The organism is Coleofasciculus sp. FACHB-1120 (genome assembly GCF_014698845.1).
Classification (GTDB): domain Bacteria; phylum Cyanobacteriota; class Cyanobacteriia; order Cyanobacteriales; family FACHB-T130; genus FACHB-T130.
This window is the reverse complement of sequence record NZ_JACJTV010000017.1, coordinates 24,645-39,554: the sequence shown is the minus strand read 5'-3', so window position 1 is coordinate 39,554 and position 14,910 is coordinate 24,645. Positions and strand designations below refer to the sequence as shown.

Genomic DNA, 14,910 nt, shown 5'->3' with positions numbered 1-14,910 from the left:
GTATCGCTCCTTTTCCCTTTTTATCAGAATATACCAATGCCACTTCACGCTAGTTCCGGTAGATGGCGATTAGGGCTAGCCTTATCGCTTGTGACTGTATTTTTGTGGGGAATTCTGCCCATTGCCCTGACGGTAACGCTACAGGCACTCGATGTTTACACCGTCACTTGGTTTCGCTTTTTAGTATCGTTTGGGCTGCTAGCCATTTATTTATCCGCACGAAAGCAACTACCACCTGTCGAAAAATTGCGCTCAATGCCGCTGGGGTTGTTAGCGATCGCAATTATATTCTTGGCAATTAACTATATCCTTTTCCTGCAAGGTTTACACCAAACTTCACCTGCTAACGCCCAAGTTCTCATTCAACTCGCCCCAGTTTTAATGGGTTTAGGAGGATTGGTTGTTTTCAAAGAACGTTATACCCTACGTCAATGGGCGGGTTTAAGCGTACTCACCCTAGGATTTGCGCTGTTCTTTCACGAACAATTAGCCAACTTACTGACAGCACAAGGCAAATATTTAATCGGCTGCGGATTTATCTTTTTTGCAGCAGTAACCTGGGCGATTTATGCTTTAGCGCAAAAGCAGCTTTTGCAAAAATTACCGTCTTCAAATATTATGCTGCTAATTTATGGCGGCTGTACGATTTTATTTAGCCCTTTTGCCGCACCTCAACCTATTCTCACGCTGAAGCCTTTACATTTAGGAATGCTGCTTTTCTGTGCTTTGAATACCATCATCGCTTACGGTGCTTTTGCCGAATCTTTGGAACATTGGGAAGCATCGCGAGTGAGTGCAGTATTAGCGACAACTCCCATTGTCACTTTAATCTCTGTGTCAGCAGTGTCAATGTTTCTACCCACCCTCATTGCACCGGAACGCCTGACTGTTTTAGGAGTGGTAGGGGCGATTTTTGTAATATCTGGTTCGATAGCGATCGCCTTAGGAAAAGCTCGTTAAATGCATAATGAAGCGAATTTAAAAGAGCGTCCTTTTACAATTCGCTTTTTACTTGCATTGGCTATGGCTTAATCAGACGCCTAGTTCGTGTCGCATGGCGATAGTTAGCCATCAATTTTTCTCGCTGTTGATATGGATAATACATGATAGCAGCTAAGGATAAACTGGTTCCTACTAGGGATGAAAACAGAAAGAAATTGAAGAATCCGACATTAAATCCAGTGCCTAAGCTTATGCCTAAACTTGTAATCAGAAGTGCGCTGCCAACGGCAATTTTTTCAGGAAATCCTCTTTCCTTATAATTCTTAATGACCGCCCCATTTAGAAACCCGATTACTAGACCGGCTAAGGTTCCTAAGGCAGTAATCGCTGCCGGTAAGAACCCTGATGACAACAAAACAACCAACATCGTCACAGTTGTCAACCAAGCTGAAATTTTGATGCCTAGTACAGTTCTGATGCCAACTGCTGCCAGTAGAGTTCCAGCGAGGAACCAAGCCGCAAACACTGCGATTACTGCAACTTCAAAAATCGCTACAGATGTCCAAGAGGCAAACTTGAATAGAATTGCCACCATCCAAGCGATCGCACCTGTCCAAAACCCAGTCATTGCCACAGCAATTGCTAACAGCAAAACCATTGAAATATAAGGCGGTTTTGGGGTTTCAAGCAGAGTTGTGCGAACTGTAATCGTGATCGGGTAAGTTTCTGGTGAAGAATTGGTGTGTAATAAAATCTGACGGCTGTAGGTTTTTTCTGCCATCAACTTATTCGTATTCACGGTGATTTTGCAATCAGAATGATTACTCTTAAATGTGGCTGGTTCAAAGGAAATCCAAGCATGAGAATTGGAATAGCGCGGATCGCTGTCGTGGGGGGCTACTTCCCAAGACCCTTCTAGCAAGGTGTCTGGCACGGAGTTATTAACACTAACGGTTTGGGTTAATTTTTCGCCTAGTTGTGTTGTTTTAAATTCCAAAGCAAGTTGGCTAAATTTAACTTCCGGTAAGCGATTAACATAAATCGGCTTGAGAGCTTCCAAAGCAGCCATAGCATTGGGGAAACGGTCTTTTGCTTTGGGTTCCACCATTTTTGAGAGCCAATCTACAAAACGCAGGCTCAGCTTGGGAAGCAGCGGTTTGAAATTAAGCCGCCCATCCTCATCAAACAAGGTGTCAATTGCCGTTGATTTTGTCCCTGTTAACAAGCAAATGAGTGTTGCACCTAAACCATATAAATCGGTTGCTTCGTTTAGCTGGCGATTGTATATCTGTTCGGGTGCCATGAACCCAAATGTCCCGGCGGCGACGCTGCTCATTGCCATTTCCCCACTGCCAATTCGAGCTAAGCCAAAATCCACCAGATAAACATTCATTTGCTCGTCCACGAGGATATTTTCAGGTTTAATATCCCGGTGAATTACAGAGGGAATGCGGTTTTGTAAATAAACAAGAATTTCTAGGACAGAAGCAGCAATTTTCTGGATATCATCCGGGTCAAAACTGCGCGGAGAGGATAAAGGCAGGGCATCTTTATGCTCTTGCACCATGCAGAAACCAGCTTGGGTTTCAAAGGAATCGATCATCCGGGGAATTCCCGGATGATCGAGTCCTCGTAGCACTTGAATCTCGCGCTCATAAGCTTTAAAACCCGACCATTCAGACCCAACTTGGGCAAAGAGAAATCGCTTTAGGATAACTGACTGCTCTGTGACGTTATCCCTTGCCAGATAAGTGATGCGACCCCCGGCGCGATTGCGCCCAAGTTCTCGAATGGTTTGATAGCGGGCACGGGGAGTGGAAGTGTGTGAGGAGTTGCTCATGACAGCAAACAATGCAGGTAGATGGCGTCTATTCTAGGCGATCGCTTCCCTTCCCTTCTTCTCCTTCGCGCCCTCTACGTCTAGAGTGGTTCAAACTTCCACCAATGCTAACTCCTCTTCTTCAACCTCCTGCCCAGTAGAATTAGCCAGTCGTTCAATCGCCCGATCGATGGTCTCCAACCCCTGCTCAAGGTTTTCGATCACCGCTAAATGTCCCCGCAACTCCGCAGCACCGGCAAAACTCTTGGCATACCAAGTCATGTGTTTCCGCGCCTGCCGAATGCCGCGATCGCCTTTATATTCCCACAATGCTTGCAAATGCTCTTTGGCACATTCCAGTCGTTGTATCGGCGTTGGTGGCGTCTTTTCCTGCCCAGTTTTCAAGAAATAATCAATTTCTCCCACCAAAAAGGGATAACCCAGAGTTCCTCTCGAACACATTACGCCATCCGCGCCGGTTTGTTCCAAACACTTCACCGCCGCTTCCACAGAAAACATATCGCCATTGGCAATCACTGGAATCGACAGAATTTCCTTCACTTTCCCAATCCACTCCCACTTGGCAGGGCCGGTGTAACCTTGGGAACGGGTGCGACCGTGGACTGTAATCATTTGCGCCCCCGCATCTTCCATGCGCTTGGCAAAGTCCAGAATATTAATTTCCTTATCTGTCCAACCGATGCGCGTTTTTACCGTCACCGGCACATTCACCGCCTTCACGACCGCCCGGACAATTGCCTCAGCGACCTCTGGTTGCCGCAACAACGAAGAACCACCGCCGTTTTTGGTAATTTTGTTGACCGGGCAACCCATGTTGATATCAACCGTATCAGCGCCTTCTTTGACAGCCATTACAGCCGCTTCTGCCAAGAAATCGGGGCGACAGTCAAACAACTGAATGCTAATCGGTCTTTCGTTCGGATCTACCTCCATAATTTTGGGGAGTTCCTTCACGTAATGGAGTCCCGTCGCGTTCACCATCTCGGTGTACATCATCGAGTCGGGCGCATGGCGACGCACCAGACGACGAAACACCATATCAGTAACGCCAGAAAGGGGCGATTGTAAAACCCGGCTTTTCACTTCAAAAGAGCCAATTTTTAGTGGTGTCGAGAGTCGGGATTGCAGGGTAGGAGAAAGAGTAACCATAGGTTCTATCGCGGTCAACCGGGCTTTTCCATTTTACGAGCGATCGCTGTTGAACTATTCGGTTGAACGATTGGGAGCGGAAGTAGCGCCGGATCTCGTCAACCTGGCGAAACTCAGTTACAGCACCAAGCCCATCACCCAAAGCTCAATCAAACAGCATCATTCCGAACGATGCATCTGAAAACACATCCTTTGTAATACACATAATACAAATCAGAACGAACCAACCGGACGATCGATGATTCAGGTGGTGTTGCGAGAGAATCCAACAGGCTAATCGCGATCCGAAGGCTGCGCGGTAGCGCAATCGCGTTGAACTCTTCTAGACGGCAAATACACCTATTTAATTACGGCTTGCCCCCATACCTAAAGCCTGGGATTTCCTTACAGTAGACACAGTGAAAGCAATCAGCAGATTGTTAAGTGATTGAGCCAAAGGGGATGCCTCTTGAAGGTTAACCGACCTTCCCCAGGTTCGGAAAACCCCACAATACGAGAGTGGCTAATCCCGCACACTATATAGATCGATAGATCGGTACGCACGCACCAATGGTTATTGAATCTGGAAAGAGCTGCTGATTTAACCCGATTGGTTCAATCTGTAGTTCCGTATCCGCCCTCAAAAGTTTTTGTAGTTACTAGGAAGCCGAAATACCCCTATGGCAAAAGTAGTTGGAATTGACTTAGGTACGACAAACTCCTGCGTAGCAGTGATGGAAGGTGGTAAACCCACTGTCATCGCCAACGCAGAAGGTTTTCGGACAACCCCATCTGTCGTGGCATTTGCCAAAAATGGCGATCGCTTAGTGGGTCAAATTGCTAAGCGTCAGTCGGTGATGAACCCCGAAAACACCTTCTATTCGGTCAAGCGTTTTATCGGACGCAAATTTGAAGAAATCACCCACGAAGCCACCGAAGTTTCCTACAAAGTGCTGCGCGACAGCAACGGCAACGTTAAGCTAGACTGCCCCGCCCAGAGCAAGCAGTTTGCACCCGAAGAAATTTCTGCCCAAGTGCTTCGCAAGCTGGTGGATGATGCCAGCAAGTACCTTGGAGAAACCGTTACCCAGGCTGTAATCACCGTTCCCGCCTACTTCAACGACTCCCAGCGCCAAGCCACCAAAGATGCTGGTAAGATTGCCGGGATTGAAGTAATGCGGATTATCAACGAGCCAACCGCCGCTTCTTTGGCTTACGGTTTTGATAGTAAGAAGAGCAACGAAACCATTCTGGTATTTGACCTCGGTGGCGGTACCTTCGACGTGTCCATCCTAGAAGTAGGCGAAGGCGTGTTTGAAGTATTAGCAACCTCTGGTGACACTCACCTGGGTGGTGACGACTTCGACAAGAAAATCGTTGACTACTTAGCCGAAGAATTCAGAAAAGCTGAAGGCATTGACCTCCGCAAAGACCGTCAAGCCCTCCAGCGCCTCACTGAAGCCGCTGAAAAAGCCAAAATTGAACTTTCAAGCGTCACCCAAGCCGAAATCAACCTGCCCTTCATCACGGCAACCCAGGATGGTCCTAAGCACCTGGATATGACGTTGACTCGCGCTCAGTTTGAAGGACTCTGCTCCGACTTGATCGATCGCTGCGGCATTCCCGTACAGAATGCTCTGCGGGATGCCAAGTTAGATAAAGCTGCCATCAATGAAGTTGTGCTAGTGGGTGGTTCCACCCGGATTCCCGCAGTACAAGAATTGGTGAAGCGGATTCTGGGCAAAGATCCTAACCAAAGCGTAAACCCAGATGAAGTGGTAGCCGTAGGTGCTGCCATTCAAGCGGGTGTGCTGTCGGGTGAAGTAACCAACATCTTGCTGCTTGACGTTACCCCCCTATCTTTGGGTGTGGAAACCCTCGGCGGCGTGATGACCAAGATTATCCCCCGCAACACCACGATTCCCACCAAGAAGTCTGAGGTATTCTCTACAGCTGTAGATAATCAGACCAACGTGGAAATCAAGATTCTGCAAGGCGAGCGGGAGATGGCAGCCAACAACAAAGAGTTGGGAATCTTCCGTCTAGATGGGATTCCTCTAGCTCCTCGTGGAATGCCACAAGTTGAAGTTACCTTCGATATCGATGCCAACGGTATCCTGAACGTTACTGCTAAGGATCGCGGTACTGGCAAAGAGCAATCGATCAGCATCACGGGTGCTTCCACCCTGCCACAAAACGAAGTGGAGCGGATGGTTAAGGAAGCCGAACAAAATGCCTCCACTGACCGGGAGCGTCGTGAGAAGATTGACCGCAAGAACCAAGCTGACTCCCTCGTTTACCAAGCTGAGAAGCAAATGGCTGACTTGGGCGACAAGGTTCCCGCTGCTGACAAGACTAAGGTAGATGGATTGGTCAAAGACCTGCGGGATGCGATCGCGAAAGAAGACGATGACCGCATCAAGACGCTCACCACAGAGCTACAGCAGGCTCTCTACACCATCGGCACTAACATCTATCAACAAGCAGGCGCAGGTGCAGCTCCTGGCGATGGCACCGGCACCCCAGGTGGCGGTTCCGGTCAGGCTCCTGGTACTGGGGATGATGTGATTGACGCTGATTTTACCGAAACGGAAAACAAGTAATTAGCTAAGTGCTAATCGCTAATTGCAAATAAGGGTTGATGAAGGGCTTTTGGGCGCTCATCAGCCCTTTTTTGAAAGCAGAGGAAAGCACAAAGGTACGCCGAGGTTGACTCGGCGTACCTTTGCTTTTAAAAGAAAAATCTGGCTGCTACTCTACTGGGAAAGCACCAGGTTGCACTTGAACCGTTTCAGTCTGACCGCTACGGTTGACTTCCACTTCTAATCTGGAGCCGACCGTACTCGCTTCTACCCGCTCTTGCACTTGATCGGCACTCGCGACAGCTTGACCGCCAACTTTCTGGATAACATCTCCTGCACGCAAGCCAGCGCGTTCTGCGGGTGAGTTTTTGACCACTCGGACGATAACAACGCCTTTGTCCTGCGTGACTTTGAAGCCTGCGTCATTGTCTTTGTTAATCTCGTCTTTTAGCTCCGACGTCAGCGTTACCATTTGAATTCCCATGTAGGGATGCTCGACGCGACCTTTGCTAAATAGCTGATTGGCGACTCGTTCGGCGGTTTCAATCGGGATGGCAAAACCGAGTCCCTGAGCATTGGCTCGAATGGCTGTATTAATCCCAATCACTTCACCCCTGGCATTTAACAAGGGACCCCCAGAGTTACCGGGGTTGATGGCGGCATCGGTTTGGATAAATCTGACTCGCTTATCCGGGACACCCACCTGGGAACTGGAGCGACCCGTTGCGCTGACGATACCCACCGTCACCGTGTTATCTAGACCGAGGGGATTGCCAATTGCGATCGCCCACTGTCCCGGTATTAAGTTATTGGAGTCTCCCAAGCGTACCGTCGGCAACTTTGTCGCATCAATTTTGACAACTGCCACATCCGTAACCGGATCGCTTCCCACGACTCGACCTTCCATCGTCCGCCCATCTTTGAGCGTCACCTTGACCTTATCTGACCCCGCGACAACGTGGGCATTTGTCATCAGGCGACCATCAGCACTGAGAATGAAGCCCGATCCAGTACCTCGTTCCACCCGTTCTTCCGGAACCGGCATTTCATTCCCAAAAAATCGTCGGAAAAATGGGCTTCTGAAAGTATCTGGAATGTCCTGCGATACGGTACGAGCCGCATCAATTCGCACGACAGCAGGGCCAACTTTTTCAGCTGCTTCGGCAATGAAATTCAGGTTTTCTTGGGGAGCGCGATTCTGATTCTGGGGTGGGGAGATTTGCTGTAGCGCTGCTGGAATCGCTGATGGTCTTCTGCCATCGATACTGGGGTTGTCTGCTGCAAAATAGCGACTGGCATATATTCCTGCACCACCGCCGATAGCCAGCAAAGCTAGATAAGTGGTCAGCTGTTTGACAAGTAAACTCATGGTCTTTGGGCTAAAGGACAGCAAGCAATACAGGTAATAATTCCACTCTAATCAAAAAATGCTGTGGATGAGCAGCATTTGGATAGAGTTTTAACTGGGTTTCAAGATATTGGGGTGCCCAAGAGGAAGCACAAACAGCGCATCAGAGTGCCTCTGCCCTGAGCGCCTAGTCTGTGGGTTTGGTAGCCACTACCCCAGGATAGATCCAACACTGGACACACCTGATTCCCTGGGCTAAGACAGTGTAAACACTGCCGCATATCTACCTACCCTTGTTACCTTGTCAGCAATGCAACTCCGGAAAATCAGCCTTGTCAGGGCGCAAAGCCTTACACCTTTACTTGTTACCTTTGCTGCGACTGTCTTAACCGCTTTTCCTGGGAAGATTTCAGCCGTTTTCTCTGGGTCTCCTATGTTGGCAAAAACTCCAGAGGCTCCAGCGACCGTCAATCCACTCAATATTGAACAAATTAGACAAGTTGCTAAAGAACACAATGCCACACTCGTTGAATACTCAATTAATTACGAGACGTTCCCCGTTCAAGGAAAAGAACAAACCCAGGAATCAGAACTGCTGATTTGGGTGGTTCAACCCACAGGTGAAGTCAGCTTACGACAGGTTAACCTGAGACCGTTGTGGCAGAAGCAAAATACCTCCCTCTCAGATTTGGTGAGTAGTAGCCGTGCGGCGATGGGGTTCGGGAGTGCTGCAAATAAGAGTGGCATCTTCGTGACGACAAAACAGGACAATCGCCCAAGTAAACAGTTACAACAACTTCATCAGCTGCTCATTGAGCCGATTGCGGAATTGTTGCCAAAAGCTGCGAACGCTCGTGTCGCCTTTATCCCGCAAAAATCCCTGTTTCTGCTTCCCTTCGCAGCGCTGCAAGATAAACAAGGCAAATACCTAATCGAGCGACACGCAATTTTCACCGCTCCCTCGATTCAAGCACTGGATTTACTTGCCAAGCAACGGCAGCGAATCCAAGGAACCGCCAAGAATGTGCTGGTTGTGGGGAATCCGACGATGCCCAGCGTTCCTCCCAAGATAGGACAAAAGCCGGTGTTGTTACAGCAACTGCCCGGAGCGGAACAGGAAGCAAACGCGATCGCTAATCTCTTCAATACTCAAGCACTTATCGGCGACGCAGCAACTGAGACCGCGATTGTGCAGCAAATGCCCCAAGCGCGAATTATTCATCTCGCAACCACTGGGTTAATCGATGAGGAGGAGGCATTGAGAAATGCGATCGCTCTCGCTCCCTCTAATACCGATGATGGGTTGCTGACAGCAGAAGAAATCTTGAATCTGAAGCTAAACGCCGAGCTAGTTGTCCTGAGCGCCTGTGATGCAGGTTTGGGTCGAATTACCGAGGATGGCGTGATTGGGCTAACGCGCTCTTTTATGGCAGCGGGAGTTCCTAGCGTCATTGCCCCCCTAGGGTCTATGCCGGATGAGCAGACTGCCTTCCTGATGACCGAGTTTTATAAAAATCTTCAATCGAATCCCGATAAAGCTGCTGCACTGCGAAGCGCCATGCTAGCGACGATGAAACAACACCCCAACCCAATAAACTGGGCGGCTTTCATTCTCATCGGCGAACCGTAGAGACAGCGCCTCTGTGCCTATCTTCATCCCAGCTATTTGACAACGCAATTCATCTACCTAGCCAGCTATGCATTCTCGTAGAATCAGCCTAATCGCCTTCATCACTCTTGTTGCCACTGTCTCGACGCCTTTGGCTACCAATTTTCCAGCACTAAGAACGCCACGGGTATTAGCTCAAACCCAAGCTGACCGGAAAGCGGAAGCCGACCGACTGCTAGACCAAGGGATTCAGCAGCATCAAACCAGTCAATTTGAGGCGGCATTACAGTCTTGGCAACAGGCACTGATTATCTATCGAGAGATTAAAGACCGCCAAAATGAGGGGAAGGCTCTGGGAAATCTGGGCGTTGCTTACTATTCCCTAGGCGACTATGCCAAGGCGATTGAGTACTCCCAGCAGTGGTTGGCGATCGCGCGGGAGATTAAAGACCGTCAAAGTGAGGGGAAGGCTTTGGGAAATCTGGGGCTTGCTTACCGTTCCCTGGGAGACTATGCCAAGGCGATTGAGTACACACAGCAGTCGTTGGCGATCGAGCGGGAGATTAAAGACCGTAAAGGCGAGGGAGCAGCTCTGGGAAATCTGGGAGGAGCTTACTTTGCTCTGGGGGACTTTCCACGGGCAATTGAGTACACACAGCAGTTGTTGGCGATCGCGCGGGAGATTAAAGACCGTAAAGGCGAGGGAGCAGCTCTGGGAATTCTGGGACTTGCTTATCGTTCCCTGGGGGACTATGCCAAGGCGATTGAGTACCAACAGCAGTGGTTGACGATTGCACGGGAGATTAAAGACCGCCAAAGCGAAGGAGCAGCTCTGGGAAATCTGGGACTTGCTTACGATTCCCTAAGGGACTATGCCAAGGCGATTGAGTACCAACAGCAGTGGTTGAGGATCGCACGGGAGATTAAAGACCGCCAAAGTGAGGGGAAAGCTCTGGGAAATCTGGGAGGAGCTTACTTTGCTCTGGGGGACTTTCCACGGGCAATTGAGTACACACAGCAGTTGTTGGCGATCGCGCGGGAGATTAAAGACCGCCAAGGTGAGGGGCTGGCTCTGAACAATCTAGGAGTTACTCTCTACAAATCTGGCAATCTCGCGGTAGCAGAGAAAACTCTAATTGATGGAATTGAAGTTTTGGAATCTCTCCGAGAAAGATTAAGCAGCGATGATGCCAATAAAGTTTCAATTTTCGAGGAACAAGCTCGCACCTACCGTACTTTACAACAAGTCCTCATTGCTCAGAATAAAACTGATGCAGCGCTGGAAATTGCCGAGCGAGGTCGGGCACGGGCGTTTGTGGAGTTGCTATCGAGGCGATTATCCCCGAATGTAGAGACGTTACCGGCAAAGTATCTACAACCGACGATTTCACAGATTCAACAAATTGCCAAAACTCAAAATTCCACCCTCGTTCAATATTCGATTATTTACGATTACTTCAAAGTTCAAGGTAAACAACAAACCAAGGAATCAGAACTTTATATTTGGATTATCAAACCCACAGGTGAAGTGGCATTTCGTCGCAGCGACCTCAAACCCTTGTGGCAAAAAGAGAATTTTTCTCTAAAAAACCTTGTTGTCAACACCCGCCAATCTATGGGCGTAAGGGGACGGGGTGGCATTCAAGTAGCGCTAATAGAGGAAGCAAACCCGACTAAACGGCTACAGCAGCTGCATCAACTGCTAATTGAACCCATCGCCAAAGAGCTGCCAGATGATCCAGATGCTCGTGTAATTTTTATCCCTCAAACAGAACTATTCCTAGTTCCCTTCCCAGCTCTCCAAGATGCCAATGGCAAATACCTGATTGAAAAACATACTATTCTCACGGCTCCTTCAATTCAAGTGCTGGATTTAACCCATCAGCAAAGGCAACGTGTAGAGAAGCAATCAATCGCATCTCTACAAGGGGCATTGGTAGTGGGCAATCCGACAATGCCCAAAGTGGTGCTGAACCCTGGAGAATCAGCGCAACCGTTATCTAATTTGCCGTGGGCGGAACAGGAAGCAAAAGATATTGCTAAACTACTCAAAACTCAAGCGATTACTGGTAGCAAAGCGACTAAAGTAGCGATCGCGCAAGCATTGCCTAAAGCGAGAATCATTCATCTAGCCACTCATGGTTTATTAGATGATTACCGAGGATTGGGAAGCGCGATCGCTCTCGCTCCATCTAACAACGACGACGGGTTGCTCACGGCTGAAGAAATCCTTAATCTAAAATTGAATGCTGAATTAGTGGTTCTGAGTGCTTGCGACACCGGGCGAGGACGTATCACTGGGGATGGTGTCATCGGTTTATCTCGTTCTTTAATTTCCGCTGGGGTGCCTAGCGTAGTTGTCTCCCTGTGGCAAGTCCCGGATAACTCCACTGCTTTTCTGATGACGGAATTTTATAAAAATCTTCAGCAAAACGCTGATAAAGCTACAGCATTGCGAAATGCGATGCTGACGACAATGAAACAGCAACAATATTCAGATCCCGTGCAGTGGGCGGCATTTACTTTGATTGGCGAAGCTGAATAAGGCAATATTCAACTGAGTGTTTGAAAAGTATTTGTTCGGAAATTTATTTTTAGTTAATTACAAAGATTTCCCACAAAAACTAGGATAAATAAGTGAAATCGAATCTAGCTAGTTACTTCTTTGATGATTTGTCGGTAATGGATAATTGGTTGTTTTCATCCTTCTACCCATTCTTTATTAGCCATTACCAACCTGACAAATAAAATAAGGATTCACCAAAAGTTGACGCTAGAACTTAGGCATAGCGGTCAGTGCGAGATCGCTGACTCCCCAAGCTTCAAAAAACTGGCGATAGAGAACTTTACTGGCTGAGGTCAAGTCGCCATCCGGCTCGATGATTCCTCCTTGGAGGATTTTGCCGCCATCTGTGCGGAAATCTAACCTTAGTTCACCATTTTCATCTTTTTGAATGATAAAATTTCCGTTTGCCAAAACTTGACCAGCACGACTCGAAATAGCGCAGCGCATCGTTAACGACTTCCTATATAAATAGAACACAGTTAACCATGTCACTAATCTGTGCCGTCGTCAACATAGCTCGTTAAACACAAGATTTCCCTAATCTCCACCTTTCATCCTGCACCACTTGAGGAAACATTGATGATGTCTCACATCAAGCGCCGTCAGTTTTTGCAATTTGCCGGATCGACGCTGGCAACTTTGGGTTTAAGCCATCTGGATGTGATGCGAAAGGGCGATCGCTATGGCAAAGTCCTCGCGCAAAGCACACCCCGCAAACTGGCGCTGCTGGTGGGAATTAACGCTTATCAAAATAGTAGCGATCGCTTAGCGGGTTGCATTACCGACGTGGAAATGCAGCAACATCTGCTGATTCACCGCTTTGGCTTCAACAAGAACGATGTCCATATCCTGACAGATGCCCAAGCCACTCGTGAAGGTATCTTGGGTGCATTTGACGAATATCTGATTGGGCAAGCGAAGCCGGGAGATGTTGTGGTGTTTCACTTCTCCGGGCACGGTTCGCGGGTAGATGACAGCCCAGAATGCGATGAAGTGGTCTTAAAACTGAGCGAAAGTTGTTTAAACAGTACCATTGTCCCTGCCGATAACTCTCTACCTTTGGTTGCCCGTCGCCGTGGGGGTATTGCATCCGATATCACAGGACACACGCTGTTTTTGCTGGCGTCAGCGGTAAAAACAGAAAACCTGACAATGGTTCTAGATAGTTGTCATGCTGGGGGCGGAAAACGGGGGAATTTGAACGTCAGGGCGCTGGATGGTGGCGTGCAAGTTAAAGTCAGCCCAGTGGAGAAAGAATATCAACGTCAATTGCTATCGCGGTTGAATCTATCACCGGATGAGTATATTCAGGCACGCAGGGCAGGAGTTGCCAAAGGGATCGTCATTGCTGCCGCCGATCGCAAGCAACTGGCGGCGGATCAGCGCTTCAACGGCTTTGCGGCGGGGGCGTTTACTTATGTGATGACGCAGTATCTTTGGCAGCAAACCGGGGATGAACCCGTGGCGAGTGCGATCGCAAATATTGCCCGTACCACTAATCAGATTTCTTCTACGGGTCAAATTCCAGAATATGAAGCTAAGCAAAAAAGCAACGAACAGGAACCCGCTTACTTCCTGAACCAACAGACTCTCCCGGCGGAAGCGGTAATCACCAAAGTTGAGGGAGATGGAGTGCAGTTGTGGTTGGGAGGTGTCAATTCCCAAAGTATCCCGGCTTTTGATCGAGGTGCCATTTTGACAGTGATAGACGCTCAAGGCAAGGAGCAGGGATTGGTACAGTTGGAAGCGAACTCGCGCAAAGGATTAACGGCACGAGGCAAACTCCTAAATACAGAGAGGGGCGGGGTTTCCTCGCCCCCGCAACTGGGAACATTGCTGCAAGAGAGAATGCGCGGGATTCCCAGCGATATGACCTTACCGATTGGTCTAGATCCATCGCTGGGTAACGACACAGCCAAGGCAGAACAAGCGCTTAAGGCAATTGTGCGCCTCAATGTCTTGCCTGTACAACAGGAAGAATATGTCGCCTACCTCTTAGGTCGCATCACCCAGGAGAATCGTCAATTTCAGCAAAATGGAGAGGCTCCTAATTTAACCTCTGTGCCCGATATGGGCAGTGTCGGCTTATTCACTCCAGCACTAGAACAAATTCCTGGCTCTTTTGGTGCATCTGGTGAATCGATAGAAGCGGCGATCGCCCGTCTCACCCCGAAATTTAAGTCACTGCTAGCAGCTCACATTGCCAAGATGATACTCAATCCCGGTTCCTCTCGGCTGAATGTGGTGGCTTCCATGAAAAGAGCAGAAGGGGAGACAATTGCAATAACTTTCCCGGTTCGCGGCGCACAAAACAGCAGCAATTCTTCAACTCAAAACTCAAACCTCAGCCGCGATCGATTGCGTTCCGACAACTTAAAACTCCCCTTGGGAACGCCGCTTCAGTTTATGGTGACGAACCAAGAAAATCGGGATCTTCACGTATCCGTTTTGGTAATCGATCCTGAAGGAGAAATGACGATCATTTTTCCGAATACCTGGACGGTGGAAGAGAATACGACTCTAGTAAAAGCCGGAGAAACGCTACAAATCCCGCAACCGGGAAGAGATAAGTTCAGATTTAAAGTCGCAAAACCCGTCGGCATGGTAGAGGTTCTGATCATAGCCAGTGCCACTCCTCTTAAGCAAGCGCTCAAGGCATTGCAGGAAGTGGCGAGGGTACGAGGGCAAGCATCAGGGTTGCCAATGACGCTGGGTGAGGAACCAACCAAGTTAATCGACGGTTTGCTAGAAGACTTTAACCGAGGCGCTGGAAATAGCTCTGGCGGTGAGAAGGCAGAGGTTCGGGGGCTGGGGGTAATGAATCGTGTCGATACTCAAGACTTGGCAGCGATGTCAATTACCTTTGAGTCGGTGGAAACATAGGCATTTATCACC

Annotated in this window: 8 protein-coding genes and 1 pseudogene; 5 read left to right on the top strand and 4 right to left on the bottom strand. The window is 48.7% G+C overall.

Features of this window, described 5'->3' with window-relative positions; translation table 11 throughout:
• The first annotated feature begins 36 nt into the window (after window positions 1-36).
• A complete protein-coding gene (locus H6H02_RS16090) occupies window positions 37-960 on the top strand; it encodes a DMT family transporter (protein ID WP_190819492.1) in 924 nt (307 codons plus the stop codon).
• A gap of 61 nt (window positions 961-1,021) precedes the next feature.
• Here the strand turns inward: H6H02_RS16090 and H6H02_RS16085 are convergent, their stop codons facing one another.
• Window positions 1,022-2,782 carry a serine/threonine-protein kinase gene (locus tag H6H02_RS16085; protein WP_190819490.1) on the bottom strand — a complete coding sequence of 587 codons (1,761 nt, stop codon included), beginning with the start codon at window positions 2,780-2,782 and terminating at the stop codon, window positions 1,022-1,024.
• A 90-nt stretch (window positions 2,783-2,872) separates the two neighbouring features.
• Window positions 2,873-3,931, bottom strand: coding sequence for a tRNA dihydrouridine synthase DusB (gene dusB / locus H6H02_RS16080; RefSeq protein ID WP_190819488.1), 1,059 nt, complete (start codon window positions 3,929-3,931; stop codon window positions 2,873-2,875).
• A gap of 659 nt (window positions 3,932-4,590) precedes the next feature.
• Here dusB and dnaK point away from each other — a divergent pair.
• Window positions 4,591-6,513: a molecular chaperone DnaK gene (gene dnaK / locus H6H02_RS16075; protein WP_190819486.1), complete on the top strand. Its 1,923-nt coding sequence runs from the start codon at window positions 4,591-4,593 to the stop codon at window positions 6,511-6,513.
• 148 nt (window positions 6,514-6,661) lie between these two features.
• On the opposite strand, the gene H6H02_RS16070 is transcribed toward dnaK, so the two are convergent.
• A complete protein-coding gene (locus H6H02_RS16070) occupies window positions 6,662-7,861 on the bottom strand; it encodes an HhoA/HhoB/HtrA family serine endopeptidase (RefSeq protein ID WP_190819479.1) in 1,200 nt (399 codons plus the stop codon).
• A 454-nt stretch (window positions 7,862-8,315) separates the two neighbouring features.
• Here H6H02_RS16070 and H6H02_RS16065 point away from each other — a divergent pair.
• Both H6H02_RS16065 and H6H02_RS16060 read left to right on the top strand, forming a co-directional pair.
• Window positions 8,316-9,470 (top strand): annotated as a pseudogene (locus tag H6H02_RS16065) (CHAT domain-containing protein); the annotation flags it as partial.
• A 67-nt stretch (window positions 9,471-9,537) separates the two neighbouring features.
• Window positions 9,538-11,994: a CHAT domain-containing tetratricopeptide repeat protein gene (locus tag H6H02_RS16060; RefSeq protein WP_190819475.1), complete on the top strand. Its 2,457-nt coding sequence runs from the start codon at window positions 9,538-9,540 to the stop codon at window positions 11,992-11,994.
• 228 nt (window positions 11,995-12,222) lie between these two features.
• On the opposite strand, the gene H6H02_RS16055 is transcribed toward H6H02_RS16060, so the two are convergent.
• On the bottom strand, window positions 12,223-12,462 hold the full coding sequence (locus tag H6H02_RS16055; protein ID WP_190819473.1) for a hypothetical protein: 240 nt from the start codon (window positions 12,460-12,462) through the stop codon (window positions 12,223-12,225).
• A 132-nt stretch (window positions 12,463-12,594) separates the two neighbouring features.
• On the opposite strand from H6H02_RS16055, the gene H6H02_RS16050 reads away from it, so the two are divergent.
• Window positions 12,595-14,898: a caspase family protein gene (locus tag H6H02_RS16050; RefSeq protein WP_242040738.1), complete on the top strand. Its 2,304-nt coding sequence runs from the start codon at window positions 12,595-12,597 to the stop codon at window positions 14,896-14,898.
• Window positions 14,899-14,910 lie beyond the last annotated feature (12 nt).

What these genes read in the sequence shown, in the direction of transcription:
- dnaK (WP_190819486.1), top strand. Translation starts at nt 4,591, where the DNA reads ATGGCAAAAGTAGTTGGAATTGACTTAGGTACGACAAACTCCTGCGTA.
- H6H02_RS16085 (WP_190819490.1), bottom strand. Translation starts at nt 2,782, where the DNA reads ATGAGCAACTCCTCACACACTTCCACTCCCCGTGCCCGCTATCAAACC.
- H6H02_RS16090 (WP_190819492.1), top strand. Translation starts at nt 37, where the DNA reads ATGCCACTTCACGCTAGTTCCGGTAGATGGCGATTAGGGCTAGCCTTA.
- dusB (WP_190819488.1), bottom strand. Translation starts at nt 3,931, where the DNA reads ATGGTTACTCTTTCTCCTACCCTGCAATCCCGACTCTCGACACCACTA.
- H6H02_RS16055 (WP_190819473.1), bottom strand. Translation starts at nt 12,462, where the DNA reads ATGCGCTGCGCTATTTCGAGTCGTGCTGGTCAAGTTTTGGCAAACGGA.
- H6H02_RS16050 (WP_242040738.1), top strand. Translation starts at nt 12,595, where the DNA reads ATGATGTCTCACATCAAGCGCCGTCAGTTTTTGCAATTTGCCGGATCG.
- H6H02_RS16070 (WP_190819479.1), bottom strand. Translation starts at nt 7,861, where the DNA reads ATGAGTTTACTTGTCAAACAGCTGACCACTTATCTAGCTTTGCTGGCT.
- H6H02_RS16060 (WP_190819475.1), top strand. Translation starts at nt 9,538, where the DNA reads ATGCATTCTCGTAGAATCAGCCTAATCGCCTTCATCACTCTTGTTGCC.